The organism is Achromobacter insolitus (assembly GCF_002209555.1).
Classification (GTDB): Bacteria; Pseudomonadota; Gammaproteobacteria; order Burkholderiales; family Burkholderiaceae_B; genus Achromobacter; species Achromobacter insolitus.
The window spans coordinates 387,285-413,858 of record NZ_NJIF01000003.1; the positions used below are offsets into that span (position 1 = coordinate 387,285).

Consider the following 26,574-nt stretch of genomic DNA (forward strand, 5'->3'; position numbering starts at 1 on the left):
CGGCTGCGGCCGCCATTTTCGTTTGCGTTGCCTGCGCGCATGCCCCCGCGCCCCGATGGCACCCATTGGAACAGCATCCATGGCACGCACGAATCCCATGCATGGCGCTTTGCGCGGGGAAAGCCATGCGCCCTGAACAGGAGAACGTTCATGTCCCATCAACTCGTTGGCAAGAAGTGGCACTTCGAGATCCCGCCCCTGGACTGGAAGGCGCCCGAGACCAATAAAGAAGCGGACATCAAGTCCGCTCCCGCGGACACCGATTCGGCCGAGGACAAGGACGCCTGACACGGCGCCCCGCCACGCTTGAATACGTGTGGCGGAGCCGGACGCGCTAGGCCGCGTGTATCACCACCCGATTTCGCCCTTGCTGCTTGGCGGCGTACAGGGCGGCATCCGCGGCCTGAAAGACCTTTTCCACGTCCGCGCCGCCCGCGGGCCATTGCGCCACGCCGGCCGACACGGTGATCTCAAGCGCGCCGCTCAAGCGGCGCGCTTCTGTCTTGCGGCGCAGGCGCTCGGCCATGCCAGCCGCCTCTTTCGCGCCCGCGCCGGGCAGCAGGATCAAGAATTCCTCGCCGCCATTGCGGCAAAGAACATCTGTCGGGCGCGAACAGTCCCGCATCAACTGCGCCATGCCCTGAATCACTTCGTCGCCGGCCGTATGCCCGTAGGTGTCGTTCACGCGCTTGAAGTGGTCGATGTCCAGCGCGACCACCGCAAAGGGCGTGTCCGCCGCCTGCAGCGTATCCACGGCCTGCCGCGTGCCGCGGCGGTTGCGCAACCCGGTCAAAGGGTCGGTAATGCTGGCCTGGTTGAGCTTGCCGATCTTGTCCTGCAGATTCGTGTAGCTCCGTATCACTGCGCGCTTCAAACGCTGCGCCTCGAAGTACCAGGCCTTGACCGAGCGCACCCGCTGCATGGCCACGGCCATATCATGGTGTTCGACGTTGGTCGCCAGCTGCGATAGCGGCTGCGAGATCTTGCGCGCGCACCACCAGATCGCCAGAAGGAAGACCATGGCGAAGGGCGCCGCGTACCGCACCAAGGCCCAGGTGAGGTCGTGCAGCGGCTCCAGCGTGGCCTGTGCCGGACGCTGCGCCACTACCCCCCAGCCGCTGCGCGGCACGGGCGCGTAACCGGCCAGCATGTCCACACCGCGCGTATTGATCAGACGTTGCGCGCCGTGCTCGCCGCGCGTCACCGCCCCCACCACGGGGTTGCTGCTGACGTCTTCGCCCACGCGATCGTTATCCGCGTGGTAGATCAGCCGGCCATCGCCATCCACCACATAAAGATAGGAACCGTCCTGGTACGGGTGCCTGCCCAGCAGCGTATGCAGGGCGCCGTCATTGCGCAGGTAGATCGTGCCGGACACGTAGCCCAGGTAGGCGCCACTGTCTGAATGGATCGGATACGACACATTGATCAGCAGATTGCCGGCGATGGACACATACGGCTTGCTGATCAGCGGCTTGCGTGTCTGCAGCGCCACGCGGCTGCCGGCATTGTCGACCCGGGTTCCCTGGTAGCTGCGTATGCCTTGGCTGGCCGCCACGATGATGCCGTCGGCGCGGACGATGGCGACCGAATTGAAACTGGCGGTCTGCTCCCGCAGGCGCGACACTTCCGTGTTCAGCAATTCCGGCGCATCGAAGCGTCCGGCCACGTGGCGCGCGCTGTATTCCAATTGCTGCAGGGCGGAATCCAGAAAAGAGTCGGCGCTTTCGGCCAGCTTGGCCGCGTAGACCCGATTGGACTCTAGCGTATTGGCAATGAGCTGTTCGCGCTGCACCCGATAGCTGGCATATAGGGCGTTGGCGGTGGCGGCCAGGGCACTGAACACGGTAAGCGCAAGCACCAGCCCGCGGAGGTTGATTCGCATGAGGATCGTGTCGGGCAGGATTCGGTTGCGGCGAGTGCGCGGGATTTTACCCGCGCGGGCTGTCTGGGTCGTCCAGCAGGCGCGCCGCAGGCGATTCGGCCGCCGCCCCGGCCCGGAAGTACCCCATCACGGTGGCCACGCTGGCGTGGCCCGTCATGGCCATGGTGTCGCCCAGCGGGACGTTCTGCCGTCCCGCTTCCGTGACGAAACCCGAGCGCAGGCTGTGGGCCGAAAACTCGCCTTCCAGGCCCGCCAGCTTGCAGCGTTCCTGCACGATGTCGCGCACCGCGGCCGCAGCCAAGGGTTCGCCGAGCACGCCGCCGCGACGCACGCGGCGGAACAGGGGACCTTGCGTGATGCCGCTGGCGCGCAGCCAGGCATCGAGCGCTTCGGCAGCGACGCCCACGATGGGTTTTTGGTCGTTGGCACGGACCGTGGCCGACTGATTCGTTTTGGAATGGGCCAGGGCAAACAGAAAGCCATCGGCTGTGCGCCTGGTGTTTTCCACGGACGCGCGCACGACTTCCGAGCGCCGGCGTCCGCCGCTGGCCCAGGCAAACAGCAGCAGAGCGCGGTCGCGCAAGCCGCGCAGGGAATCGTCGCAGGTCGCGAGCATGGCCTCCAGCGGTTCGCGCGTCAGCGCCACTTTCTTGGCGGGCGCCACGCCTCGGCGCGCATAGGCCCGGCGGGTTCTGGATAGCAATTCACGCACCGCGGCCCCGCGACAGGGGTTGGGGTGTCCGTGCAGCTCGTGCGCCTTGGATAAGACGGAAATGCGCTGCAACAGCGTGTTGAGGCTGGGCGCGCCCAATCGGCTCTTGGCCTTCAGGCGCACCAACTCCTGGTCCAGCGCCAGCGGCAATTCCCATTTCAGGCCTTGTTCGGTCCAGCGTTGGGCGTGGTCGACCACGAACTGGATCACCACCGTTTCCGGCAAGGGCAGGGCAAAAGGGCGCGCGTACCGCAGCTGGAACCAGGCACTCCAATAGCGAATCGCCGCGCGATAGCTGGCTACGGTGTTGGCGGAACTGCCTTCGCGCAGCAATGCGCGCGCCGCGGTCTCGGCCTGGCCGTCCAGGGTCTGTGGGTCCAGCGCAGGGAGGGGCGCCTGCAGTTTCAGCTCAGTCATGGTCGGGCAGGGGAGAAAAATCCAAATTTATAATTTTCATTATGTATGCTGTATGATCTCTAACATATATAGCAGATTACCAGCGATAAGGTTCCATTATCGTGGGTAATTATCCTTCATATACAGAATTCGGCACGGAGCAAGCCCATGGCCACGGGAATTACCGAAACTGACGTCTGGAGCGCCGCGGACGCCCTGCTGCTGGAAGGCGCCCGGCCCACCATCGAACGGGTGCGCCAGAAAATAGGCCGCGGCTCGCCCAACACCGTCAGCCCCTATCTGGAAACCTGGTTCCGCTCATTGGGCACGCGGATCAAGGATCCGGGTGCATTTGCCGCGCCCGCGGCCGTGCCCGATCCCATTGCGCAGGCAGCGGCTCACTTCTGGGAAGCCGCTCTGTCCGAAGCGCGGGCCCAACAGGAGCAGGCTTATCGCGGACGCTGGGAAGAGCTGGCGCGCGAAGGGGAGCAGCTCGCGTCTGACGCCGAGCAGTTGCAGCAACGCGAAGCCCAACTCGTGCTCCGCGAACAAGACTTGCAGGAAGCGCTCAGGGTGGCGACGTCCCAGCTGGCGGCGGCCGAAGATCGCCTGCAAGCGGCCGAGCAGCAGTTGCGCCAGCGCGACGACCAACTCAAGCGTGTCCAACTGCAGCTGGAAGATGCCCGCAGCGCCACGCAGGCGGCTTTGTCGGAGACCGACAACGTCCGCGCCCAGCACGCCCAGGCGTTGGACGCACTGGAGGCGCGCCATACGGCCCACGAACGTCGCTGGCTGAATGAACTGGACGGCGAACGCAGCGCCGTAAAGCGCTTGCAGGCGCGCCTGGACGAAGCCCTGGCGGTCCACCAGCAGCAAACGGCGCAGGCGAGCAAAGCGCTGGAGCTCGAACAGGATCAGCGCCGGCAGGCAGAGCAGGGCGCGCAGGCGTTGCGCACTGAAGTCCAGGCGCTGCAAATGCGCCTGCAGGCGGACGAAGCGGCGGCCAATGCAGCAAAGGCAGCCAGCCGCGAACGCGAACAGGCGCTCGAGGCCAGGCTTGCCGCCGCAGAATTACGGTCGGCCGAATTCATGGCGCAATTGAAGAGGAAGGACGAGCAATTGAGCGAACTGACCCGGCATCTGATGGCACAAACCCGGCTTGAAACCGCCGCCCCTGCGCCTATCCCGCCAGCCGGGCAAGGCGCCTGAAGACCAGGGCAGGGCGTTCGCCGGCCGGAGAATGCGCCGGCGAGCGCGGTTGGCGCGGGATCACAGGCCTAATGACCCGGATATACGCCCTGGAACGGCTCGTTGTTTTGTTCGCCAAAACTCGAAGCGTGGTAATTGGCCGGATCGGCCTTCATGGACATGCTGGAGCCGGATGAACTGGGCGCCGAACAGCCAGCCAGCAGAAACGCCAGCAACAAGCCGGCGGTGGTCAGGATCCTCATGGAGAACCTCCGTGGAGTAGCCTGCCGGAAATACGATCCGCGGAGGGTCCGATGAACCGTCATCATCCTTTCCGGCAGCACGATGCGCGCCGGACGCGGGCGCGAGATCTGCCCGACGGTCCATTTTCCTCCTGCGGTTCTGTACAAGTCCACGGGAATATCGGATAAATTCGTCAAAAACGCATCCACGTGTATCAGCAGGCAGGCGCCTGCTGACGGTGATGCGTCGGGATTCAGGGCCGCCGGCCCTGTCAGGAGCCGCGCTTGAATCCGCTTCCACGCCAGACGGTCGATCTCGCCCGCATCATTCTGGTCATCGTGATCCTGGCCGGCTTGATGGCAGGCAGCCTCTATATCCTGCGCCCGTTCCTGCCGGGCCTTGTCTGGGCGACCACCATTGTCGTGGCCACATGGCCTGTCATGCAGGCGATACAGCGCTATTGCGGCGGGCGGCGCTGGATCGCGACGATGACGATGCTGGTCATCCTGCTGTTCGTCATCGTGCTGCCGCTGTATGAAGTCATTTCAACCCTGGCGCTCCATAGCGGCGCCATCATGGCCGCGGTCAAGCGGCTGCCCGACTATGCGCTACTGGCGCCGCCCGACTGGGTGCACGGCATTCCGCTGGTGGGCCCCAAGATCGCCCAGGAATGGCAGACCCTGTCGGACGCTGGCGCCGGCGGCCTGCTGGCCAGGCTGGAGCCCTACCTGACCAGCGCCGTCGCCTGGCTGCTGGGACACGCCGCCATCGTAGGCGCTTTCATGGTGCACATGCTGATCACCGTGGTCGTCGCAGGCATTCTCTACACCAAGGGTGAAGTTGCGGTCGATTTCGTGCGGCGCTTCTTCAACCGGCTGGCCGGACAGCGCGGCCTGGCAGCGGTCAAGCTGGCCGGACAGGCGATACGCGCCGTGGCGCTGGGCATCGTAGTGACCGCCGTGGTGCAGTCCGGCCTGGGCGGCATCGGCCTGTGGATCGCGGGCGTGCCGGCCGCCGGCATCCTGACCGCATTGATGGTGATGCTGTGCCTGGCACAGCTGGGGCCTTTCCTGCCCATGCTGGGCGGCGTGGTCTGGTTGTTCCAGAACGACATGAAGCTGGCCGCCGCGATCCTGCTGGTGTGGGCGGTGCTGGTGGCCATGCTGGACAACCTGCTGCGGCCGCTCCTCATCAAACGCGGCGTCAATCTATCGTTGCTGCTGATACTGGTCGGCGTATTGGGGGGACTCTTCGCGTTCGGCATCGTGGGCCTGTTCATCGGCCCGGTGATCCTGGCGGTAACCCATACGCTGCTCAAAGCCTGGATCGACGAAGTGCCAGCGCCCACCGCGCTGACCGCGGACGCCGATCTCGGCCAGACGCCCGCCGAACGCGCAGGCTTCCCGCCGGTCTGAGCGCCAACGCACCGGATGACGCATTCCGTCGGCGGGCGAGCCGCCAGGGAAGGGCGTAACATCTGCCTCACGTCGCGGGCGCACGGCCCGCTTTTTCCGCAACACCCCGGCAATACCTCATGATGATGCACCCTCTGGCGTCGCCTATCGGCGCCTTACATTCCTGGCCCGGTTTCGCAATCTCCATCCGCAAGACGGTGGCGCAATGAGCGAAAGCGTACGCCTGGCCAAGCGCCTGGCCACGGAACTGTCCTGCTCGCGCGGCGACGCCGAACGTTATATAGAAGGCGGCTGGGCCACCGTGGATGGCCAGCGTGTGGAAGAGCCCGGGTTCCGGGTCGGCCCGGGCCAATCCGTCGGCCTCTTGCCGGGCGCGCGCCTGGAAGATGCGCGCCCCGTCACCATCCTGCTGCACAAACCCGCGGGCCTGTACGCCAACGACGAGCCCGGCTCGGCGCGCAGCCTGATCCTGCCCGAGAACCTGATGCCCGGGGACCGCTCGGGCCAACGCTATCTGAAGCGTATGTTCAATGGCATGAAACTCGTCACGCCGCTGGAACGCGCGGCCAGCGGGCTGGTTGTCTATACGCAGGAATACCCGGTGGCGCGCAAGCTGGTGGAAGAAGGGCGCTACGTCGAGCAAGAGTACGTGGCCCAGGTGTCCGGCCAGCTCAGCGCCGCCGATCTGGCGCGCCTGCAACGCGGCGTGGCCTACGAAGGCCGCGCCGCAACGCCCATGAAGGTCAGCTGGCAGAACGAAACCCACTTGCGCTTCGCCTTGAAGACGCCCGCGCCCGGGTTCATCGAATATGCATGCGATACGGTGGGACTGCGCCTGCAAGCCCTGCGGCGTATCCGCATCGGCCGCCTGCCCATGGCAGGACTGGCTCTTGGGCAGTGGCGCTATCGCCTGGAATACGAACGCTTCTGACGGCAGCAGGAATGACTATGGAACAAGCGCCGCAAGGCCAGCGACCGGAGCGGCACTCCGGACGCAGGGGTTTTCTGATCAATGCGGGCGCGCTGTGCCTGTCCGCCGCTTTGGCGGGCTGCGCGGCCAGGACGCCACAACCGCGCCGGACACCGCAACCGGCCAGGCCCGCTCCTGCAGCGCCGCCGGTGGCGGGCGCCGCCGCGGCAGTGCCGGCGCTGAAACCCGGTGCGCGCATCGCCATCGTCGCACCCGCATCCGCCGCCCCCGATGCGGCGGATGAGGCGGCCGAATGGTTGCTGGCGCGCGGCTTTGTGCCGCAGGTCATGCCGGCCTCGCGCTCAAGGCTGGACGCGCCCTATGACTATCTGGCCGGGACGGACGCCGAACGGCTGGCGGATCTGCACGCCGCCTTCGCGGCGCCGGACGTGGGCGCCGTGTGGTGCCTGCAAGGCGGCTTCGGTTCCTGGCGCCTGCTGGACCAGCTGGATTTCGACCTGCTGCGACAGAATCCCAAACCGTTCATTGGCTATAGCGACATTACCGCGCTGCATCTGGCCATGCAGCGGCGCGCCGGCTTCGTGACCTTCCACGGGCCGATGCTTGCGCAGGATTTGCTGGCCGGCAAGCGCGAACCCACCGAATCTCATCTGCTGTCCATGATTACCGGCCAAGTGGGGCAGGGGACGTGGATCGCGCCGCCCCCTTATGCCACCGCCACGGAACTGGTACCGGGCACGGCGACCGGTCGCCTGATCGGCGGCAACCTGGCGCTGATTGGGGCGCTGATCGGCTCCGACCACGAAATCGACACCCGCGGCGCCATTCTGTTCATCGAGGACGTCAACGAGGCCTTGCCACGTATCGACCGGCTCTTGAGCCAACTGGCGGCCGCGGGCAAGTTCGATGACCTGAAAGGCGTGCTGGTCGGCAACTTCACGCGCATTCTGGGCGTGTCCATGGACGATGCCCAGGCTCAAGGGATGTTGTATCCCCTGATACTCGACCAGTTCCGCGGGCGCGGCATTCCGGTACTGGCCGGGTGGCCCAGCGGCCACGGCGATCCGAACCTGACATTGCCGCTGGGCGCACAGGTAACGCTGGATACGAGCCGCGGCGCGCTGCGCCTGGAGCAAGCGGTGGTGACGTAGCTCTGCAAGAAATGCGCTATTAATGGAGCATAATTTCCAGATATGCTTCATTAATGAATCGAGGCGGTGTTAAAAAATGACTCATTAATAGTGCATATTCATCAATAAAGCACTATTATTGAGTCATGAAAAAGAAGATCGAACCCAGCTTCGAAGCCGCCGAAGCGCTAGCCCGAATCGGCGCCAACATCCGGACCGCCAGGCTGCGCCGCGCCGAAACCGAATCCACGCTGGCCAGTCGCATGGGCGTGTCCCGCGCCACCATCACGCGGCTGGAAAAGGGCGACGGCGGCGTGTCGCTGGCGTTGGCCATCGAAGCCCTGCTGCAATACGGCTATGCCGACCAGGTCTACGGCCTGGGCGACCCCGAGCTCGACGGCGTGGGCAAGCGCCTGGACGCCGTGCGCCGCCCGAACCGCGGTAGCGCCAAGGCACCAAATGCGCACCGCGCCGATCCCACCTTGCTGTAGCGTCCGTACATCGTGCAATCCAAGAAACACAAATCGGTGGAAAGCGAGCTGTACGTCTACGTCGACATCCGCGGCGAGGCCGTACTGGCCGGACTGCTGACGCTGGACGACTCGGACGAAAGCCATTTCTATGCCGAATTCACCTACGTGCAGTCCTATGTGAACGATCCGAGGGCGTTCGCCCTGGATCCGCTGAACCTGCCGCTTGCGGACGCGCGGACGACCTTCCGCACGGAAAGCCGCTACGAGACGCTGGGCGCGATCTTCGACGCCGCGCCCGACGCCTGGGGCCGCAACGTCATGCGCGTGGACAACGCCGGCGCCCGCGTGACCGAAGACGAAGTCCTGCTCAAGGGCCGCGGCATGGGCGTGGGGGCGCTTTTTTTCAGCGCGCGCCAGCTCACGCCGAACATGCGCAAGACCTACCGTCTTCCCGAGCTCAGCCAGCTGGAGTCGCTGGCCGACCTGCTGACCGACATCGACCAGGGCGTAAAGCCGAAGGGGCTGTATCGCGACATCCTCGGCAGTTCCTGGGATATCGGCGGCGCGCGTCCCAAAACCATCGTGCGCGACGAGCACGGCGAAATGTGGATCGCCAAGTTTCCGCGCAAGGGCGACTCCTACGACCGCCAGCGCGTCGAGTACGCCAACCTGCAAATGGCCCGGGCCATCGGCCTGACGGTGCCCGAGATCCGGCTGGCTGAAACGCATCTGGGCGCGGTGCTGCTCACGCATCGCTTCGACCGCGAATTGCTGCCGGTGGAACAAGGAGCCGACCCCGTCGTTGCCCGCCGTCATTTCCTCAGTGGCGCTTCCCTGATCAGCCCCTCGGTGCGTATCGGCAAACGCGAACTCGACGGCCCGCGCGGCAAAGCGACATATTCCTATGCGCGGCTGGCGGATGTCACTCGCCGCGTCTCGTCCAATCCCGTGCAGGACCTGAAAGAACTCTATGCCCGCATGATCTTGAACGTGGCCGTGCACAACACCGACGACCACCTCAAGAACGTGGGCTTCCTCAAGGATGAGGGCGCCCATACCTACCGCCTGTCGCCGCTGTTCGACGTAGTGACGCAGGAGGGCTCGGCCAAGCACTACCTCCACATCGGCGAGGCCGGCCGGGAAAGCTCGTTCCAGAACTGCCTGAGCGAATACCGGCGCTTCGGCCTGCGTTCCGAAGCCGTGGCTCGCGACATCCTCGACCACGTGCGCGATGTGGTGGCGCAGCGCCAGCGCTTCTACGACCAGGCCGGGATGACGGCGGAAGAAATCGGGCACGTGGAAGCCTCCTTGATGGCGTGGCGCCACGGTATATTGCCGGTATGAAAAAGCTGGACATTCCCGCACTGGAAATCTTCGTCGCGGCCGTCGAAGAAAAAAGCCTGTCGAAAGCGGCCGAACGCGAGAATCTGGTGACTTCCGCCGCCAGCAAGCGCGTGGCGGAGCTGGAACGCCACCTGGACCGCACACTGCTGCATCGGCACGGACGCGGCGTGGAACCAACGCCCGCGGGCGCCTTGCTCTATCAACGCGCCAAGGCGATCCTGCGCAGCGTGCAATTGACGGAATCGGCCATCAATGGCTATTCGGCCGACGGCCAGGCGAAGATCCGCCTGGCTTCGAATCCGTCGACGATCCTGCAGTTCCTGCCCGGCGTAATGGGCCGATTCCTCGCCGATCGCCGTGACGTCAGCGTGGACCTGCTCGATGCGCACAGCTACGACATCCCGCGCATGGTGGCGGAAGCCTCGGTCGATATCGGCATTTATCACGCCGATCACCCGGTACCGGGGGTGGCCTCGTTTCCCTTCCGCCGCGATCGCGTCGGCCTTGTCGTGCCAGTGGGCCATCCGCTTGCTGAACGCACCGAGCTGTTCCTGGAAGATGCGCTGGACTACGACCTGCTGGGCTATTTCCCGCGCCATTCGCTGGACCAATTCCTGGCCTACGCGGGCCAGACGCTTTCGCGCCCGCCCAACGTCAAGCTGCAGGTATCCAACTTTGAAACCCGCTGCCGCATGATCCGCGAGGGCCTGGGCATAGGCATCGTGCCCGAGGGCATCGCCCGCAACTACCTGACGGCAATGGGATTGGTGCTGCTGCGCCTGCGCGACGCCTGGGCCGAACGGCAGTTCTACGTCTGCGTGCGCGACGCCACGCAGTTGGCGCGTCCCGTGGACGAGCTGTTGCGCGCCTTGAGAGAAACAGCGGCTTAGGCCCGGAACCGCAGCGGGCGGTGCCGGGCGGGCGCCGCTCGCGTTATTTCTCTACGCGCGATGCCGCCGCTTCTCTCAGCACCGGACGCAGATACGACAGGAAGCGCTCCGGGTCCTCGCTCATGGGGAAATGCCCCATGCCCTCCATGAGCTGCCACTTCGAACCGGCGATGCGGCCTGCCAGGAACTCGGTGTCCTGTGGCGTGCATGAGTAGTCGTATTCGCCGGTCAACAGCCACAGCGGACAGCGCTGGGTATCGATAGCCGCGACACGTTCGCGGATGTCGCCGTCGGCGGTATAGAAGTGCAGGTCGCCCTTGAACACGCCGGGTCCGCTTTGCATGTAATGCCACAGCGTTTCCCAGCGATGCCTGTCGGGGCTGCCCGGACCCACCAGGCCGGAAACAATGCCGGCGCAGACCTCGCCGCCATGCACGTCGGGACGATTGAGCCACTCCAGGTCATAGTAGGGGTCGACATGAGCCCCCGATTGCAGGCCAATGGCGCCGCCAAAACGTTGCGCGTGCTCCAGCGCCAGGTGCAGGACCATGCGCCCCCCGATGGAGCAACCCATGACGATGGGCCGCTCCAGCGCCAGCGCGTCCGCCACGCCCAGGACTGCCTCGGCATAAGCTTTCGAGGTGAGGCGATAGGTTTCCTCGTGCCAGCCTTCGGGCGGCGAGGATTTGCCATGCCAGGGCAAGTCGAAGGCGATAACACGGAAATTTTCGAGTATCTCCGGGTCGTTCATTACCGCGCGGTACTGGCGGGTATCCGCGCCAGCGGTATGCAGGCACAACAAGGGTGTGCCGGTTCCGGCTTCTTCGACGTACACGCGGTGCTCGCGCCCGCCCAACAGCAGCCTCAGGTAGCGTCCCACGACCGGTTCGAATACGGCTTGTTGTCGGTTCACGAGCATGCTCCCGGGGTGCGGGGGCAGGCCAGCACCTCTTTGAAATACAGCAGGTTGGACATGAAGGGGTAGAGATCGCCCTCGGCGCGCAGGCGGCGGAACTTGATCATGGCCATCAGGTCATGGAAGCCCGGCGCCGGCTTGGGCGCCCAGAAGCGGGCCCAGTCCTCGGCTTGCGCGCGCAGCGCGAATTGCCAGCGCGGCATGACGAAGGGGCCGCGCCGCACCTCTTCGATACGGCCGCCCGCCACCGTGACGAGGTGAGCGGTGTCGCCGGACTCCAGCAGGAACACCGTGTCCAGGTGGCGGCCGCGCCATACCAGGCGTTCGCGCGAATTCACCGCGTCGGCCAGGCGATCAAGAATGAAATCGTCTTCTTGCATATCGGGTTCCTTCATGATGGAGGCATGTCCAGCCGATAGATGCCATCTTCTTCGTCCATGCGCGGATAGCGCTTGGCCACCAGCGGATCATGGCCGGGCACGATGTGCGCATCGGAATCCGCCAGCGATCGGATGCGCGCATAGCCCTCCAGCATGTCGCCCACATGGAAGATGGCGGGGAAGGGGTTGTGGTCAGTGTAGTTGCGGTAGTAGTGCAGGGCATCCGACGCGAGTACGATCCAGCCGCGGCCGGTATGCACGCGCACCACCTGCAGGCCCGGCGTATGTCCGCCGATGCGGTAGAGCTCCAGGCCGGGCGCCAGGCGCGCGTCGCCATCGTGAAACTGCACTCGCCCCGCGTAAAGCCGGCGCACGACCGCCTGCACGTCGTCGGCCGAGAAAAAATGCCGCATCGCTTCAAAACACATATAGCGGCCTGTGGCGTAGCGCATTTCGGCATCCTGCAGATGGACCCGTGCGTTGGGGTAGGCCTCCACGTTGCCCGCATGGTCATAGTGCAGGTGGGTGAGGATGAGATCGCCGATGTCCTCCGGCGCCAGGCCCAACCGTGCCAGCGCGGCGCCGGGCTGCAGGCAGAAGGCGCGGCCGCGGGCTCGGGCCGAGCATGCGCTGAAACCGGTGTCGACCAGCACCGTGCGGCCGCCCCCGCGCACCACCCAGCAATAGAAGTCCAAGGGCATAGGTCCGTCGTGCGCATCGTTGTGCGACAGGAAATTGTCCACTGCCCGCCGCGCCACGGTGGCGTAGCGGATCGCGTACACCTCGTAGGCGGGCAAGGCGGCGGTCAGCAACGGCGACGCGCTCATTTCTTGACCAGTTTGCACTGGCTTTCGGCCAGAGGCATGAATGCCTGGTCTCCCGGTACCGTCTTGACGATCTTGTAGTAATCCCAGGCGGCGGTCGATTCCTTTGGCGCTTTCACCTCGACGACATAGGTGTCGTGGATCAGCTTGCCGTCTTCGCGCAGCCGGGCATTGCGCGCGAAGGCGTCCCGGATGGGCATTTCGCGCAAGGTCTTCATCACCACGTCCACGTTGTCCGACCCGGATTTTTCGACGGCGCGCAGGTAGTTGAGCACCGCCGAGTACTGCCCGGCCTGCAAGGCGGTGGGCATCTTGCCGGCCACCTTGAAAAAGCGCTGCGAGAACGCCCGGGTTTCGTCGTCCATGTCCCAGTAGAAGGTTTCGGCAAAGGTCATGCCCTGCGACGCCTCCAGGCCCACGCCATGCACGTCGGTGATGCTCATCAGCATCGCGACCAACTTCTGGCGCTCGGCCAAGCCGAACTCGCGGGCCTGCTTAATCTCGTTCTGCAGGTCCGCGCCGGCGCTGGCGAAAGCCACGGCATCCGCCTTGCTGGATTGGGCAGCCAACAGGAAGGAAGCGAAGTCCGTGCCGGGGAAGGGATAGCGGACCGTTCCCGCGACCGTGCCGCCGCCGTCCTTCACGAAGCGCGTACCATCGCTTTCCAGCGAATGCCCGAACGCATAGTCGGCCGTGACGAAATACCATTTCTTGGCGCCGGCCTCGACCAGGGGCAGGGTGCCCACCTTGGCCAGCGCGTAGGTGTCATAAACCCATTGCACGTTGTTCGGCGAGCAGTCCTCACCGGTGATCCGGGTGGCGCCCGCGCCGGTCACCATGGTCATCCGCCCCTTTTCGCGAGCGATGTTCATGACGGCCAGGGCCACGGCGCTGTTGCCCAGCTCGGTCACCACGTCGACCTTCTCGCGGTCCATCCATTCGCGGGCGCGGCCCGCTGCGACGTCCGTCTTGTTCAGGTGGTCCGCCGAGAGCATTTCCACCGGCTTGCCGAGCACCTTGCCGCCAAAGTCCTCGATAGCGAGCCTGGTCGCAAGTACCGACCCCGGGCCGACGTTGCCCGAATAGGCGCCCGACATGTCCGTCAACACCCCGATGCGCACGACGCCGTCCGATATGCCGTCCGCCGAAGGCGCCTGTGCTTGCGCCAATCCCGTGCCGGCGGCAAACGCCAGCAGGACGGTAATCTTCTTGTTCATGGTTTGTCTCCCTAGGTTGGCCTATATCTGGCTTACGTATTTGATTTGCATGAATTCCTGCAGGCCCTCGATGCCGCCTTCCTTGCCGAGGCCGCTGTCCTTGAAACCGCCAAAGGGCGTCTCCGGCAGCGATGCCTGGCAGTGGTTCACGCAGACGACGCCGCTTTCGATGCGTTCCGTGGCGGTCCGGGCAATGGCGGAATCCCGCGTGAAGACGTAGGCCGCCAGCCCGAATGGCAGGCGATTGGCCAGCGCCAGGCCTTCGTCCAGGTCATCGAAAGGACTGACCAGCGCCAGCGGGCCAAAAGGCTCCGTATGGGCGGCCATACAGTCGGTCCCGGCATCGCGCAGCACGGTAGGGGCCCAGAACCAGCCAGGCAGATCGGGCCGCGTGCCGCCGGCCGCCAACTGCGCGCCATGCGCCAGCGCGTCCGCCACCATGGATTCCATCGCAGCCAGCCGCCTGGGATTGGCCAGCGGCCCCATCTGTACACCTGCATCCAGGCCATTGCCGACGCGCCATCCGCGGGCGCGCTCCGCCAGGCGCGCCACGAAACGTTCGTACACGCCGCGCTGTACGTACATGCGCGTAGGCGAGGTGCAGATCTGGCCGGAGTTCCGCAGCTTGGCCGCCAGCACGGTATCGGCGGCCGCTTCGGCATCCGCATCATCGAACACCAGCACCGGCGCATGGCCGCCCAGTTCCAGCGTGGCGCGTTTCAGGCCCGCGGCCGCCATCACGGCCAGCTCGCGTCCGATGGAAGTCGACCCGGTAAAGGTCACCATGCGGATGAGCGGCGACTCGATCAACCGCCGCGATATCTCGCCCGGATCGCCGAACAGCATGTTGAGCGTGCCCGCGGGCAGGCCTGCGTCCGCCAGCGCCCGACCGATTTCCAGCGCGATTGCCGGCGTTTCCTCGGACGGCTTGATGACGATGGAGCATCCGGCCCCCAAGGCGCCCGCGATCTTGCGCGAAGGCGTGATGGCGGGGGCATTCCACCCCGAAAACGCCGCCACCGGCCCGACAGGTTCGGGAATCGCCATCTGGCGGATGCCCGCCACGCGTCCTGGAATCAGCCGGCCATAGGTACGGCGGGCTTCCTCGGCGGCCCATTCAAACATTTCCGCGGCCGTGGCCACTTCCTTTTCGGATTCCGCCAGCGGTTTGCCCAGTTCGCGCGTGATCAACCACGCCAGGCGCGGCGCGCGCTCGCGCATCAGGGCGGCTGCGCGGCGCAGGATTGCGGCCCGTTCCAACGCCGGCGTATCGCGCCAACGCGGAAAACTGCGGTGCGCGGCATCCAGGGCCGCGTCGATATCGTCGGATGTTGCGACGGGCAGGCGGCCCAGCACGGCCAGCGTGGCCGGATCCGTGACGTCCAGGGTGCGGCGGCTGCCCGCTGCAAGGGCCTGCCCGCCGATCAACAGGTTCAGTTCGGGGTACTGCAGGGAGTTGTCCATTTATTCCGCCTTGGCGATGTTGCTTTCCTGGATCACTTGCGCCCAGCGCTCGGTCTGGGTACGGATGTGCCGCCCGAAATCGTCCGCGCTGCCCGTCATGGGAAATTGACCCAGTTTCAGCAAGGCTTCGCGGGATTCGGCGGTCTCCATGATCTTGTTGACTGCCGTGTTAAGGCGCAGCGTCACTTCCGGCGGCAGTCCTCGTGGCGCCAGCACGCCATTCCAGGGCTCGGCCGTGAATCCCGGGATTCCCGCGGCCTGCGCCACCGTCGGCACGCCAGGCGCGACGGGCGAGGGCGCCGCGCTGGCGATTGCCAGGGCGCGCATCTTGCCCGCCTGCACTTGGGGCATGGCGGCGATCGCGCTCAGGAACGCCATGTCGACCCGGCCCGCGACCAGGTCGGCGATGGCGGCCGAGTCGCCCTTGTAGGGCACGTGCGTGATATCAAGCTTGGCGGCGCTCTTGAACCATTCGCCCGCAAGATGGTTCACCGCGCCGCTTCCGGCGGACGCGAAGGTAAGGGTCCCGGGCTTCTTGCGCGCCCCGGCAATCAGTTCCTGCACGGTATTGAAGGGGGAGCCGGACGGCACCACCAGCAAGTACGGATAGCTCGCCACCAGGGCGATGGGTTGGAAGTCCTTCAGTACCTGGTAGTCGACCTTCTGTTTGTAGACGGGCTCGATGGACAGCGTGCCGCTGCTGCCCAGCATGAGGGTGTAGCCATCGGCGGCAGCGCGCTTGACGGCTTGCACGGCCACCACGCCATTGGCGCCCGCGCGGTTCTCGACCACCACGGTCTGGCCCAGTTCGGCCTCGAGCTTGCGGGCAAGGTACCGGCCGACCGCATCAGTGGGGCCGCCCGCCGTAAAGCCGATCACCAGCGTGACGGGCTTGGTCGGATAGTCGGCCGCGGCCGAGTTGAAGCCGATTGCTGCGGCGAACGCGGGCAGCGCCCACCTGGCAAATAATGATTTCATGGTTTTCTCGGAATAGGAGGAGCGGCGCGGACTGCGCCGCCCGGTGGGCCGGCCGGCTTACTGGTAGCCGCGTTCGATCAGCTTGACCATCACCGGGTAGTACTCCTTGACGTAGCCTGCCGCGCGGGTGCGTTCCAGCAGGTCGTGCGTCAGCTTGGCGGAGCGGGCGTCCACCTCGCCCTGCCTGGCCAGTTCCAGCGCCAGCAGGATGTCCTTGATCGCGTACTCGGTGGGGAAGGTCTTTTCCGGGTAGTTCTCGGCAGCGAGCGCCTTCTGGCCCGGATTGCGCAGCACGAAGCTATCGGCCGACCCCTTGCTCAGGGCGTCCAGCAGCAGCGTCCCGTCCACGCCTGCGCTGCGGCCTATCGTGATGGCCTCGGCCAGCGCGTGCACAGTCATGAACACCACCATGTTGTTCATGATCTTGACCACCTGGCCATTGCCCACGCCGCCGCAAAGCATCACGTCCGTGCCCATGCACGACAGATAGGGCAATACGGTTTCGTAGTCTTCGCGCGTGGCGCCCACGGTAATCATCAACGTGCCCAGCCTGGCGGCCTCGCGCATGCGGGCGACCGGCGCGTCGACCAGCACGATGCCGTGGCCGCGCAGCGTTTCGGCCAGCTTGCGCGTGCGGGTGACGTCGCTGGTGCTCATGTCCACGACGATGCGCACACGCCCGGCCGCCTCCACCAGACCGCCAGGTCCGGTGCAAACCTGTTCCACCTGCACGATGCTGGGCAGGGACAGGAACACGATTTCCGCGCTTTGGGCCACCTCGACGATGGAGGCGCAGGCATGGCCTCCCAGCGCCCCGATCCGGGCGACCGGTTCGGGGCTGATGTCGGTCACATAGACGGGATGGCCGGACTTGCGGACCAGATTGGCGCACATGGGCTCGCCCATGACGCCCAGCCCGATGAAGCCCAGCGGGGTCTTACTGTCGCTCATTACTTCCTCCTTTGTGTTGCGGGTTTTTTAGTTGTTGCATGCAGCTTACGGAGTGCGCGGGACGGCCGGTATGAAAAATTGGCAAAGCAACGTTCTCCAATTCCGCCCCCTCGGGAACAAGAACGCTCGTTTTCCTTTTTATCAACGCTGGACGCGCCCGGACGCATAGAGTGATCGGCAGAGACGAGCGATGCGCCAACGCGCCGCGACAACAACGGAGACATGCATGTTGCTGGACACGATTGCCGCCTATGGCGCGCACGACACCCGGACCAGGCTGCCGGAAGAGGTCATCCACCACGCCAAACGCGCCTTCCTCGACTGGCTGGCGGCCCTGTATCCGGGAACACGCACCCAGCCCTGCCTGCAGTTGCTGGGCGCGCATGGCGCGGAGCTGGGGTCGGGCCGATCCAGCCTGCCAGGCTGCGCCACGACCGCATTCCCAGCCACGGCGGCCTGGATCAACGGCAGCGTTTCCCACGCCGTCGAGTTCGACGACATCTTTCGCGACGCGATCTACCACCCGGGTTGCCCGACCATCGCGGCGGCGCTGGCCCTGGCCGAGGACGCCGACGCCAGCGGCCAGGCGTTCCTGAACGCCATCGTGGTGGGCTACGAGATATCGACCCGTATCGGCGCCGCGGTCCAGCCAGCGCATTACAGGTACTTCCATACCACTGGCACCGTCGGCTGCTTCGGCGGCGCGGCAGCGACGGCGGCCTTGTGCGCGCCCGGCGACCCCGAGACCATGCTGCATGCGCTGGCCACCGCCGGCACGCTTGCCAGCGGCCTGCAACAGGCTTTCCGTTCCGACGCAATGAGCAAGGCGCTGCACGCAGGCCATGCGGCCGCGGTCGGCGTGCGGGCGGGGCAGGGCGCCGCGCACGGCATTACCGGCGTGCCCGACATCCTGGAAGGCAAAGTCGGATTCGGGGCGGCACTGGCGCAAGATCCGGACTGGAGCCTGGCGGTCGACGGCCTGGGCACTCGCTACAACATCCTCGACATCACCCAGAAGAACCATGGCTGCTGCGGCCATACCTTTGCAGCGATCGACGGCGCCCTGGCGCTGCGGGAACGCGGCGTGCGTGCCGAGCAAATCGAGCGCTTGCGCGTGGACACCTACCAGACCGCGCTGGACGTGACGGGCAACTTCGCTCCCGGCACGGCCTTTGAAGCCAAGTTCAGCCTGCCTTATGTCGTGGCGCACGCCCTGGTACACGGCTCGGTGCGCCTGAATGCCTTCGAGCCCCAGCGCCTGCAAGACCCGCAAGTGCGCCAACTGATGCAAAGACTGGAGCTGCGTGCCGACGAAACGCTGACCGCGGGCTTTCCGAAGTCGCGCTCAGCACGCATAGCGATCACCACCACCGGCGGCCAGACGCTGGAACACCATTCTCCCTACCGCAAGGGCGACCCCGAATCGCCGTTGTCCGATGCCGACCTGAACGACAAGTTCGAGGAACTTGCCGGCCCGGTGCTGGGCCGCGACCGCGCGCTGGCGCTGCGCGACGCCGTCTGGCGCCTGGACGGCATGCCGGTGCGCGCGCTGCGCCTGGCAGCCGACATGCCTCGGCCCTGACGCTTTCCCCTCAGCCTATCCATGACACCAGCCTCATCCATGTCAGACACTTCTTTTGCAGACGCGCTCTTGTCGCCCCGATCCATCGCCCTGGTGGGCGCTTCCGGCGACCTGGGCAAGAACACCGCCCGGCCATTGCGCTTCATGCGCAAGCACGGATACGCCGGCGCCGTCTATCCCATCAATGCCGGACGCGCCGAAATCCTGGGCGAAAAAGCCTATCCCTCCTTGGCCGACGTGCCCGGACCTGTCGACCACGTTTTCATCATGATCCCGGGCCGCGAGGTCGCGGCCATGCTTGCCCAGTGCGCCCGGGCCGGCGCCCGGGTGGTAACGATCTACTCCGACGGCTTCGGCGAAACCGGACCGGAAGGACAGGCGCGCCAGGCGGAGCTGGTGGCGCAGGCCCGCGCCTTGGGTTTGCGGCTGCTGGGCCCGAACAGCATCGGCTCCGCCAATCTGCATACCGGCGGGATTGTCTCGGTCAATGCGGCATTCGAGGCCGAAACGCTATTGGCCGGCGAAATCAGCATGGTGTCGCAAAGCGGCTCGATGATGGGATCGCTGCTATCCCGGGCGGCGGCGCGGGGCTTCGGTTTCGCCAAGTCCGTTTCCGTCGGGAATGAAAGCGACATTACCGTAGGCGAGGTCGTCCATGCGCTGGTGGACGATCCGCATACCAAGGTCATCCTGCTGTTCCTGGAAACCTTGCGCGACGCCGCCACCCTGGCCCGGGCGTTGGCGCGGGCGCAAGCAGCGGGCAAACCGGTAATCGCATACAAACTGGGGCGCTCGGAGCAGGGCGACGCACTGGCGCAATCGCACACCGGCGCCATGGCAGGCAATGATGTCGCGGTGGACGCCTTTCTTAAGGCATACGGGGTGATGCGTGTGCGTCACCTGGAGACGCTGTTCGAAATCGCGCCGCTGGCATCCCGCCATACCCGCAGGCGGCCCGCGCCTGGCGCCGCGGACCAGCCAGCCCGGGTCGCGGTGATTACCACCACGGGCGGCGGCGCAGCGACGGTGGTCGACAACCTGGGACTGCACGGCATGGTCGCGGTGGCGCCGCCTCCCGACTTCGTGCACCGCATGGCGCAACAGGGGTTGCGCATCCGCGAAACGCCCGTCATCGACTTGACCCTGGCGGCAAGCAGCGCCCAGTACAAGATGTTGCTCGAGGAGCTGCTGCGCGCTGGCTGGTGCGACGCGGTACTGAGCGTGGTCGGGTCGTCCGCCCAGTTCCATCCCGCGCTGGCGGTCAAGCCGCTGCTGGAAGCCGACAAACCCGAAGACAAGCCGCTGGCCGTGTTCCTGGCTCCCGAGGCGCCGGAATCGCTGGCGCTGCTGCGCGCAGGTGGCATTGCGGCCTTCCGCACGCCGGAGGCATGCGCGGACGCCTTGGCGGTGTACTTTGCCCAAGGGAGCAGGCCGCCAGCCCCTGGCAAGGCTTTCGCCTGGCCGGCGGAGCTGCCGCGTTCAGGCATGTTGAGCGAACACGAGGCCGGCGCATTGTTCGGCCGCCTGGGTGTGCCCGTGGCGCGCGGGCAGCTGGCCGACCCGGCGACGCTGGACCATTCCGTCCCATATCCCGTGGTCGCCAAGGTCTGTTCGCGGGATCTGGCGCACAAGACGGAACTGGGCGCCGTGCGAGTCGGCATCGCCGATAGCGACGCATTGCGCAGCGCTACGGAAGAAATGCTGGAGAACGTCCGGCGCCAGGCGCCCGGCGCCCGCATCGACGGCATTCTCGTTCAGCCCATGGAAACGCGTCTGATCGAAATGATCCTGGGCTACCGCCACGACCCCTTGGTCGGCCCCACCGTGCTGTTAGGGGCGGGCGGCATTGCCGCGGAACTGTCGCCTGACTATGCGGTGCGCCTGGCGCCGGTGGACGAGGAAGAGGCCTTTCGGATGATGCACGAAGTGCGGCAGACCCGGTTGATACGCGGCTTTCGCGGGCTGCCGCAGGGCGATTGCCAGGCGCTGGCGCGTGCCATCGCAGCCTTCTCCCGGCTGGCCTGCGCCACCGGCGTGCAAATTGAAGAAGCCGAGATCAACCCCTTGTTTGTCCGCGCCGACGGCGTGGTCGCCGTGGACGGTCTGGCCCGGCTGGCCTGACGCCAAATCAGATTCCCCCTCTACCAGGAAACAAAGATGGATTTCAACCTGACCCCGGAACAACTGGATTTCCAAGGCGCGGTGCGGCGCTTTGCGCAGGGCGAACTGCGCGACGGCGCGGTCGAGCGCGCGCACTCCGACGACTACCCATGGGACGTTGCCCGCAAAATGGCGCGCCAGGGATTGCTCGGCATCACCATCGCCGAAGCGGACGGCGGCGTGGGCGGCTCGCTGATGGACGCCGTCATCGCCATCGAAACGGTGGCCTCGGTGTGTCCGCGCAGCGCCGATGTCGTGCAGGCGGGCAATTTTGGGGCGATCCGCGTGCTGGCCGAATACGGCAGCAGCCTGCAAAAGCAGAAATACCTGAGCGCGCTCCTGGCTGGCGAAGGACTGATCTCGGTCGGCATGACGGAGCCCGACGCCGGTTCGGCCGTGACCGAGCTCAAGACCAGCGCCACGCGCGCGGAGGCCGGCTGGCGCATCAACGGCACCAAGATCTTCACGACCCACGGTCCGCACGCCAGCGTGATCCTGACTTATGTGCGCTTCGGCCCTGGCACGGGCGGTATCGGCTCGGTGCTGATCGACACGAAGGCGGACGGGGTGAAACTGGGCAAACGCTCCGCCTTCATGTCGGGCGAGGAATGGGTAGAGATCTTCTTCGACAACGTATTTGTCGCGGACGACATGGTGGTGCTGGGCGAAGGCGGCTTCAAAAAACAGATCGCCGGGTTCAACGTGGAGCGAATCGGCAACACGGCGCGTTCGCTGGCCCTGGGCCGCTATGCCTACGAAGAGGCGCGCAACTGGGCCATGCAGCGCAAACAGTTCGGGCGCCTGCTGTGCGAGTTCCAGGGGTTGCAATGGAAGTTCGCCGACATGCGCATCAAGCTGGACGCCGCCCAACTGCTGCTGTACCGGGCCGCCAGCGCCGCCGATACGGGCTTTCCCTCGGCCACGGACACCGCGATCGCCAAAGCCTATTGCAACCAGATCGGCTTCGAGGTCGCCAACGACGCGCTACAGGTGCTGGGCGGGCTGGGCTACAGCCGCGAATCGCTGGTCGAATACTGCGTGCGGCGATGCCGCGGCTGGATGATAGCGGGCGGCTCGATCGAGATCCTGAAGAATCGCATCGCCGAGGGCATCTTCGAACGCAGCTTCCCGCAGCGCCCGCCGCGCTAGACCCGCTTGGCCGACCAATTGCCCCGGCCTGCGGCGCTGCCGCTCATCTGCTTGCCGTTGACCGTGCCGGTGTAGCGCACGCCGTTGGCCACGAACGAGATTTCATTGCCGTTCAGGCGCGCCTCCGACAAAGGCGCGCTGCCCAGCATGCCGGACAGGCGCTGGTAGCGCTGCTCCAGTTGCAAGGGCTGGCCGTCGACCTCCCATTTGCCCGCCACCTTGGCGGGCACGATCCACAGCAGCGCGGTGCAATAGGTGTTGCAGTCCTGCCGGATCGTTTCCTCGGCGTCCGGCTCCCAGTCGCCCATGCGGAAAGAGTTGGACACGATCCGCGTGCCCGGCGCCAACTCCAGGAGTTTGGGCCGCAGCTTTTCGTTGATGGTCGACAGCAGGAACATGGTGATGACGTCCGCCTGCGTCAGGTCGGTCGTGAACAGGTCCGCGGTTACGAAGGTGGCCCGGTCCGCGACGCCGGCGCGCTCGGCATTGCGGCGCGACAGTTCGACCAGGTCCGGGTTGTATTCGATACCCTGGGCCTTGAGGCCGCGTTGCGCCGCCGTGATCACCGTGCGGCCGTCGCCAGAACCCAGGTCCATCAAGCGGTCCTTGGGCGTGACCTTGGCCATGTCCAGCATGGTATCGACCAACGCCTGGGGCGTGGGCACCCAGATGACGTCCTTGCCGTCCTGGCCGACGTCGGGCACATATTCTTTCTGTCCGGCTTTCTGTTCGGCGGATTGGGCGGCGGCGGAAGCGCTCTGCGCTTGAAACGGCGCGCAGGCCAGGGCCAAGGCCACGGCCGACGCCAGCAAGGCGGCGCGCAGTTGCGGCGCGCTTGCCTGGGCAACGGGTCTGAAGAAAGGAATCGCGATTTGCATGATGTGGGCTCCTTGCAGCGGTGGCTTGCGGACGGGGTGGCCTTGCGCGGCTGGCCGCCCGGGAAAAGAAGGCTAGATCCGCGCCTGTGGCGGCCCCAGCAGGCGCAGCATAGGCAGGCCCGCGGCCAGCACCGCCAGGCCGATCAGCGCACCGGCGCCGGCGTACATGGCGCTGGAATACACCAGGCCGGCGCACGTCAAGGCCAGCAGCAACGGGGGCAGGGGATAAAGCGGCACACGAAATGGTCGCGGGCAGTCGGGATCGATCCGCCTGAGACGCCATACCGAAGCCGCAACAAGGAGCATGAACAGCCAGAATACCGGCGCGGTGTAGGCGACCAGGGTCTGCACGCTGTTCTGGCTGAAGGCGCCCAGCGCGATCAATGCCAGCGTGATCGCGCCTTGGACCAGCAACGCGGAAGTCGGGGTTTCGCCCTGTTTGCTCCACGCCGCCAGTACGCGCAGGCGCGGCACATCGCGGCCAAGCGCGCAATACACCCGCGCGCCGGTGATGATGGTGCCATTGATGGTACTGAGCGCCGTGGCGCAGATCGTGAGGCTGAGCAGGGCGGCGGCGTAGGGTCCGGCGGCCAGTTGCATCACGTCCGCTCCCAGCGCCGGCGTGTCGCGCAGTCCTTGCAAGCCGAAGATTTCGAGCAACGCGAGGTTGGTCAGCACGTAGGCGCCGGTTACCAGCGCGGTGCCAATCAGCAGTACCCGGCTCATGTTGCGGCCCGGATCGCGCAGCTCGCCGCTGAGATAGGCGGCCTCGTTCCAGCCGCCGTAGGTAAGCAGCACGAACACCATGCCCATGCCCAGCAAGCCGGCGGTATTGCCCGCCAGCGGCGCGGGCGCGGTGTCGACGCGCAACGGACTGTCGCCCGCCGCGGCCAGGCTGGCCACCAGCACGGCGGCCAGCGCCGCCACCGTCAGCGCCGTGAACAGCCATTGCAGGCGCTTGGAGTAGCGCGTGCCCGCCACGTTCAGAGCAGTCAGCGCCACCACCGATATCGCCGCGTGCAACGCCGGGCCGTACGCGCCCAGCGGCGCAAGCCGTTGCGCGTAATCGCCATAGATGTATGCCACGACGGCAATGGCGCCGGTCTGGATGACGGAGCAACGCGCCCAGGCGAACATCATTCCCACATGCCGCCCCCAGGCGCGCGTCAGATACAGGTACTCGCCACCCGAGCCGGGATAGGCCGACCCCAGTTCCGCGTAGCAAAGCGCGCCCACCAGCATTACCAGGCCGCCCGCGCACCACAGCGCGATGTAAACCGCCTCGGAACCTGCGTGCTGCGCCACCAGCGGGGGAAATCCGAATATGCCAATCCCGATAACCACGCCCACCAACACCATGGTGGCATCCATGACCGACAAACCGGTGGGCGCGCGCGCCTGAAGCAGCAGGGCCGGATTCGCGGACGAGCGCAAGGTGGGCTGTGTCATCGGAGGCTCACGGTTGGGTGCGGCGAGTGGCGGGCGGCAGCGCCATTTGGGGGACGGTGCCTGACAATCACCTGAACAATTTGCGACCCCTGGCTAGAGCGAAAAGTTTCTTCGGGTTTTCCCCAAAACAGCCAAATTTCACGGAATTCAGCTCGAATCCGGCATCCTGTTCGCCGGAAATAACGCTTTTAAGTAATTGATTAATATCACCTAAATATGGCACTTAAAGTGCTTTAGTTAAAGTGATTTCTTAGAAACGGAATTGATCGATATGGCATGAACCCACGCTATGCTGGTTGCGCAGGACGCGCCCCGCACGAGCGGCCGCCGCAAGGGGAAGGGGAGCCAACCGCAATTCAGGGGATCGACATGAAGCTTTCCATACGTACGGCTGTGGCAGGGCTGGTGCTTTCCGGACTGGCGAGCGTGGCGCCGGCCACGCTGGCGCATCATGGCTGGTCGTGGGCGGAGTCCGAACAGATGACGCTGCAAGGCACCGTTCAACAAGTGCAGATCGCGCCCCCGCATCCCTGGCTGGATGTACGCGCCGAAGACGGGGTCTGGCGGGTGGAGCTCGGCAATCCCACCCAGACCAAGGACGCCGGCTTCGTCGAAGGATCCGCCAAGCCGGGCGACGCTATCGTCGCGGTGGGCAATCGCGACCGCGAGGCAGGCACCAAACGCATGAAGGCCGTCCAGATCAAGGTGGGCGGCAAGACCTACGACATCTATCCCAGCCGCATCCAGAAACCCTGAACCGCGCCAGCGCGATCCATGCCCGAGCTGCTGCGCCTTGCGCTGGAACACCTTGAATCCCTGCCGCCGTCGATCTGGCTGCGGCGGTCGGCGACGCTTTACCTATTGGTAAATGCGGCCCATATCGGCGCAATCGGCCTGCTCATAGGGTCCATCGTCCCGTTGGATTTGCGTCTGCTGGGGCTCATGAAGCCGGGGCCGCTGGCCTCGCTGGCGCCGGTGCTGGCGCGCACCGCGGCCGTGGGCCTGGGCCTGGCAATCATGACCGGGGCCATGCTCTTTAGTGTCCGGCCGCTGGAGTACCTGGCAAATCCCGCCTTCGGCGCCAAGATGGGCTTGTTGGCCGCCGGCGCGCTTAATGCATTGCTCGTGCATCGCAGCAAAGCCTGGCAAACGGTACTGGATCAGGGCAGGGCGACGGGCGGGATGCGCGCGCGAGCCGGCGCCTCGCTGTTGCTGTGGCTGGGTTGCCTGGTTGCGGGGCGCTGGATCGGGTTCTTGTAGAACAGGCCCTGAGGCTTATGCGCCTGCGCCTTTGCGGCGCAGGCGGCCCGCCCCGAGAGGCAGGCCCAGAAGAATCAAGCGGGCTGCGCTTCGGCCAGCGCGCGTTGCACGGCCGGCCGGGCGGCAACGCGGGCCAGGTAGGCCGTCAATGTCGGGAACTGTGCAAGATCGACCCCGTCGCCCTCCAGCCAGCTGCCGATGGTGTACAGATAACCGTCCACCACGCTGTAGCGGTCGCCGGCCACCCAGGGGCCGACGATCTGCGACTCCAGGTAGGCGGCGCAGGCCGTCATGGTCTGCGGCACCTTGGCCTGCATGGCGGCGTGCGCGGCGGGATCGTCCGCCCAACGGGCGCCGCGCCGCTTGTGCGCATGCGCCACGTGGGCGGTGGACGCCAGATAACTCGCCAGTTCCTGCATGCGGGCGAACGCGAAGGGATCGTCCAGCGGCGCCAATTGCGCTTGCGGAAAGCGCTGCGCAACGAACGCGAGCAGGGCGGGCGTCTCGGTCAGCACCCCCTGTTCGGTAACCAGCGCGGGCACTCGGCCCTTGGGATTGATGCGCAGGTACTCGGGGCTTTGCTGCTGCACGGCGCCCATATCAAGCTTGACCAGATCGAAATCGGCGCCCGCCTCGCGCAGCGCGATATGCGTTGCCAGCGCACAGGTGCCAGGGGCGGAGTAAAAAGTCCAACGGGACATCTGCATCCTCTTCTTTCAACGGTTGAAAAGCCATGTCGCCCCTGAGGGCTGCCGGCTA

General features: G+C 65.8%; 26 protein-coding genes. 13 read left to right on the forward strand and 13 right to left on the reverse strand.

The window, feature by feature from the left end:
• Nucleotides 1-150: 150 nt before the first annotated feature.
• Complete coding sequence (locus CEY08_RS29955) at nt 151-288, forward strand: hypothetical protein (RefSeq protein ID WP_164793686.1); 138 nt, start codon at nt 151-153, stop codon at nt 286-288.
• 46 nt (nt 289-334) lie between these two features.
• Here CEY08_RS29955 and CEY08_RS11980 read toward each other — a convergent pair whose 3' ends face one another.
• Nucleotides 335-1,885 carry a sensor domain-containing diguanylate cyclase gene (locus CEY08_RS11980; RefSeq protein WP_076813499.1) on the reverse strand — a complete coding sequence of 517 codons (1,551 nt, stop codon included), beginning with the start codon at nt 1,883-1,885 and terminating at the stop codon, nt 335-337.
• A gap of 46 nt (nt 1,886-1,931) precedes the next feature.
• A complete protein-coding gene (locus CEY08_RS11985) occupies nt 1,932-3,014 on the reverse strand; it encodes a site-specific integrase (RefSeq protein WP_076813497.1) in 1,083 nt (360 codons plus the stop codon).
• 147 nt (nt 3,015-3,161) lie between these two features.
• Between CEY08_RS11985 and CEY08_RS11990 the strand changes: the two genes are divergently transcribed.
• On the forward strand, nt 3,162-4,202 hold the full coding sequence (locus CEY08_RS11990; RefSeq protein ID WP_042793580.1) for a DNA-binding protein: 1,041 nt from the start codon (nt 3,162-3,164) through the stop codon (nt 4,200-4,202).
• A 68-nt stretch (nt 4,203-4,270) separates the two neighbouring features.
• On the opposite strand, the gene CEY08_RS29960 is transcribed toward CEY08_RS11990, so the two are convergent.
• Nucleotides 4,271-4,444, reverse strand: a complete 174-nt coding sequence (locus tag CEY08_RS29960) for a hypothetical protein (protein ID WP_164793683.1) — start codon at nt 4,442-4,444, stop codon at nt 4,271-4,273.
• Nucleotides 4,445-4,708: 264 nt separating this feature from the next.
• Here CEY08_RS29960 and ydiK point away from each other — a divergent pair, with 264 nt between their 5' ends.
• The 6 genes from ydiK (at nt 4,709) to CEY08_RS12020 (ending at nt 10,607) form a co-directional block, all read left to right on the forward strand.
• The gene (gene ydiK, locus CEY08_RS11995; protein ID WP_063640623.1) at nt 4,709-5,839 is read left to right on the forward strand and encodes an AI-2E family transporter YdiK; all 1,131 of its coding nucleotides are present in this window, start codon (nt 4,709-4,711) and stop codon (nt 5,837-5,839) included.
• 205 nt (nt 5,840-6,044) lie between these two features.
• A complete protein-coding gene (locus tag CEY08_RS12000; protein ID WP_076813494.1) occupies nt 6,045-6,770 on the forward strand; it encodes an RNA pseudouridine synthase in 726 nt (241 codons plus the stop codon).
• Nucleotides 6,771-6,787: 17 nt separating this feature from the next.
• Nucleotides 6,788-7,921 carry a S66 peptidase family protein gene (locus CEY08_RS12005; protein ID WP_275300839.1) on the forward strand — a complete coding sequence of 378 codons (1,134 nt, stop codon included), beginning with the start codon at nt 6,788-6,790 and terminating at the stop codon, nt 7,919-7,921.
• Nucleotides 7,922-8,046: 125 nt separating this feature from the next.
• Nucleotides 8,047-8,391 (forward strand): helix-turn-helix transcriptional regulator, encoded by a 345-nt coding sequence (locus CEY08_RS12010; RefSeq protein ID WP_063640624.1) that lies wholly within the window; start codon nt 8,047-8,049, stop codon nt 8,389-8,391.
• A gap of 12 nt (nt 8,392-8,403) precedes the next feature.
• Complete coding sequence (locus CEY08_RS12015) at nt 8,404-9,717, forward strand: type II toxin-antitoxin system HipA family toxin (protein ID WP_223306476.1); 1,314 nt, start codon at nt 8,404-8,406, stop codon at nt 9,715-9,717.
• Complete coding sequence (locus CEY08_RS12020; RefSeq protein ID WP_042793577.1) at nt 9,714-10,607, forward strand: LysR family transcriptional regulator; 894 nt, start codon at nt 9,714-9,716, stop codon at nt 10,605-10,607. Before CEY08_RS12015 ends, CEY08_RS12020 begins: the two co-directional genes overlap by 4 nt.
• Before the next feature lie 43 nt (nt 10,608-10,650).
• Here the strand turns inward: CEY08_RS12020 and CEY08_RS12025 are convergent, their stop codons facing one another.
• Genes CEY08_RS12025 through CEY08_RS12055 form a run of 7 tightly spaced genes read right to left on the reverse strand, consistent with a single transcriptional unit; the run spans nt 10,651 to nt 17,337 of the window.
• Nucleotides 10,651-11,520, reverse strand: a complete 870-nt coding sequence (locus tag CEY08_RS12025) for an alpha/beta fold hydrolase (protein WP_088607716.1) — start codon at nt 11,518-11,520, stop codon at nt 10,651-10,653.
• Nucleotides 11,517-11,903 (reverse strand): hypothetical protein, encoded by a 387-nt coding sequence (locus CEY08_RS12030; protein WP_076813492.1) that lies wholly within the window; start codon nt 11,901-11,903, stop codon nt 11,517-11,519. Before CEY08_RS12030 ends, CEY08_RS12025 begins: the two co-directional genes overlap by 4 nt.
• Before the next feature lie 11 nt (nt 11,904-11,914).
• Nucleotides 11,915-12,730, reverse strand: coding sequence for an N-acyl homoserine lactonase family protein (locus CEY08_RS12035; protein ID WP_076813489.1), 816 nt, complete (start codon nt 12,728-12,730; stop codon nt 11,915-11,917).
• Nucleotides 12,727-13,944, reverse strand: coding sequence for an ABC transporter substrate-binding protein (locus CEY08_RS12040; RefSeq protein ID WP_042793575.1), 1,218 nt, complete (start codon nt 13,942-13,944; stop codon nt 12,727-12,729). The genes CEY08_RS12035 and CEY08_RS12040 overlap by 4 nt, the downstream gene beginning before the upstream one ends.
• A 21-nt stretch (nt 13,945-13,965) precedes the next feature.
• Nucleotides 13,966-15,408, reverse strand: a complete 1,443-nt coding sequence (locus CEY08_RS12045) for an NAD-dependent succinate-semialdehyde dehydrogenase (RefSeq protein ID WP_076813487.1) — start codon at nt 15,406-15,408, stop codon at nt 13,966-13,968.
• Nucleotides 15,409-16,386 (reverse strand): Bug family tripartite tricarboxylate transporter substrate binding protein, encoded by a 978-nt coding sequence (locus CEY08_RS12050; protein WP_042793574.1) that lies wholly within the window; start codon nt 16,384-16,386, stop codon nt 15,409-15,411.
• Nucleotides 16,387-16,443: 57 nt separating this feature from the next.
• Nucleotides 16,444-17,337 (reverse strand): NAD(P)-dependent oxidoreductase, encoded by an 894-nt coding sequence (locus CEY08_RS12055; RefSeq protein WP_063640629.1) that lies wholly within the window; start codon nt 17,335-17,337, stop codon nt 16,444-16,446.
• Nucleotides 17,338-17,563: 226 nt separating this feature from the next.
• Here CEY08_RS12055 and CEY08_RS12060 point away from each other — a divergent pair, with 226 nt between their 5' ends.
• Genes CEY08_RS12060 through CEY08_RS12070 form a run of 3 tightly spaced genes read left to right on the forward strand, consistent with a single transcriptional unit; the run spans nt 17,564 to nt 22,228 of the window.
• Nucleotides 17,564-18,919, forward strand: coding sequence for an MmgE/PrpD family protein (locus CEY08_RS12060; protein ID WP_076813484.1), 1,356 nt, complete (start codon nt 17,564-17,566; stop codon nt 18,917-18,919).
• 39 nt (nt 18,920-18,958) lie between these two features.
• Nucleotides 18,959-21,040, forward strand: coding sequence for an acetate--CoA ligase family protein (locus tag CEY08_RS12065; protein WP_082900747.1), 2,082 nt, complete (start codon nt 18,959-18,961; stop codon nt 21,038-21,040).
• A gap of 36 nt (nt 21,041-21,076) precedes the next feature.
• Nucleotides 21,077-22,228, forward strand: coding sequence for an acyl-CoA dehydrogenase family protein (locus tag CEY08_RS12070; protein ID WP_076813482.1), 1,152 nt, complete (start codon nt 21,077-21,079; stop codon nt 22,226-22,228).
• Here CEY08_RS12070 and CEY08_RS12075 read toward each other — a convergent pair.
• Nucleotides 22,225-23,106: an SAM-dependent methyltransferase gene (locus CEY08_RS12075; protein WP_197723185.1), complete on the reverse strand. Its 882-nt coding sequence runs from the start codon at nt 23,104-23,106 to the stop codon at nt 22,225-22,227. The two genes, CEY08_RS12070 and CEY08_RS12075, sit on opposite strands and share 4 nt — an antisense overlap.
• A 72-nt stretch (nt 23,107-23,178) precedes the next feature.
• Nucleotides 23,179-24,555 (reverse strand): APC family permease, encoded by a 1,377-nt coding sequence (locus CEY08_RS12080; RefSeq protein WP_076813479.1) that lies wholly within the window; start codon nt 24,553-24,555, stop codon nt 23,179-23,181.
• Between the two features lie 369 nt (nt 24,556-24,924).
• Here CEY08_RS12080 and CEY08_RS12085 point away from each other — a divergent pair, with 369 nt between their 5' ends.
• Nucleotides 24,925-25,311, forward strand: coding sequence for a DUF6152 family protein (locus CEY08_RS12085; RefSeq protein ID WP_063640634.1), 387 nt, complete (start codon nt 24,925-24,927; stop codon nt 25,309-25,311).
• A gap of 18 nt (nt 25,312-25,329) precedes the next feature.
• Nucleotides 25,330-25,815, forward strand: coding sequence for a DUF6644 family protein (locus CEY08_RS12090; protein WP_076813476.1), 486 nt, complete (start codon nt 25,330-25,332; stop codon nt 25,813-25,815).
• Between the two features lie 74 nt (nt 25,816-25,889).
• On the opposite strand, the gene CEY08_RS12095 is transcribed toward CEY08_RS12090, so the two are convergent.
• Nucleotides 25,890-26,516, reverse strand: a complete 627-nt coding sequence (locus tag CEY08_RS12095) for a glutathione S-transferase family protein (RefSeq protein WP_042797048.1) — start codon at nt 26,514-26,516, stop codon at nt 25,890-25,892.
• Nucleotides 26,517-26,574 lie beyond the last annotated feature (58 nt).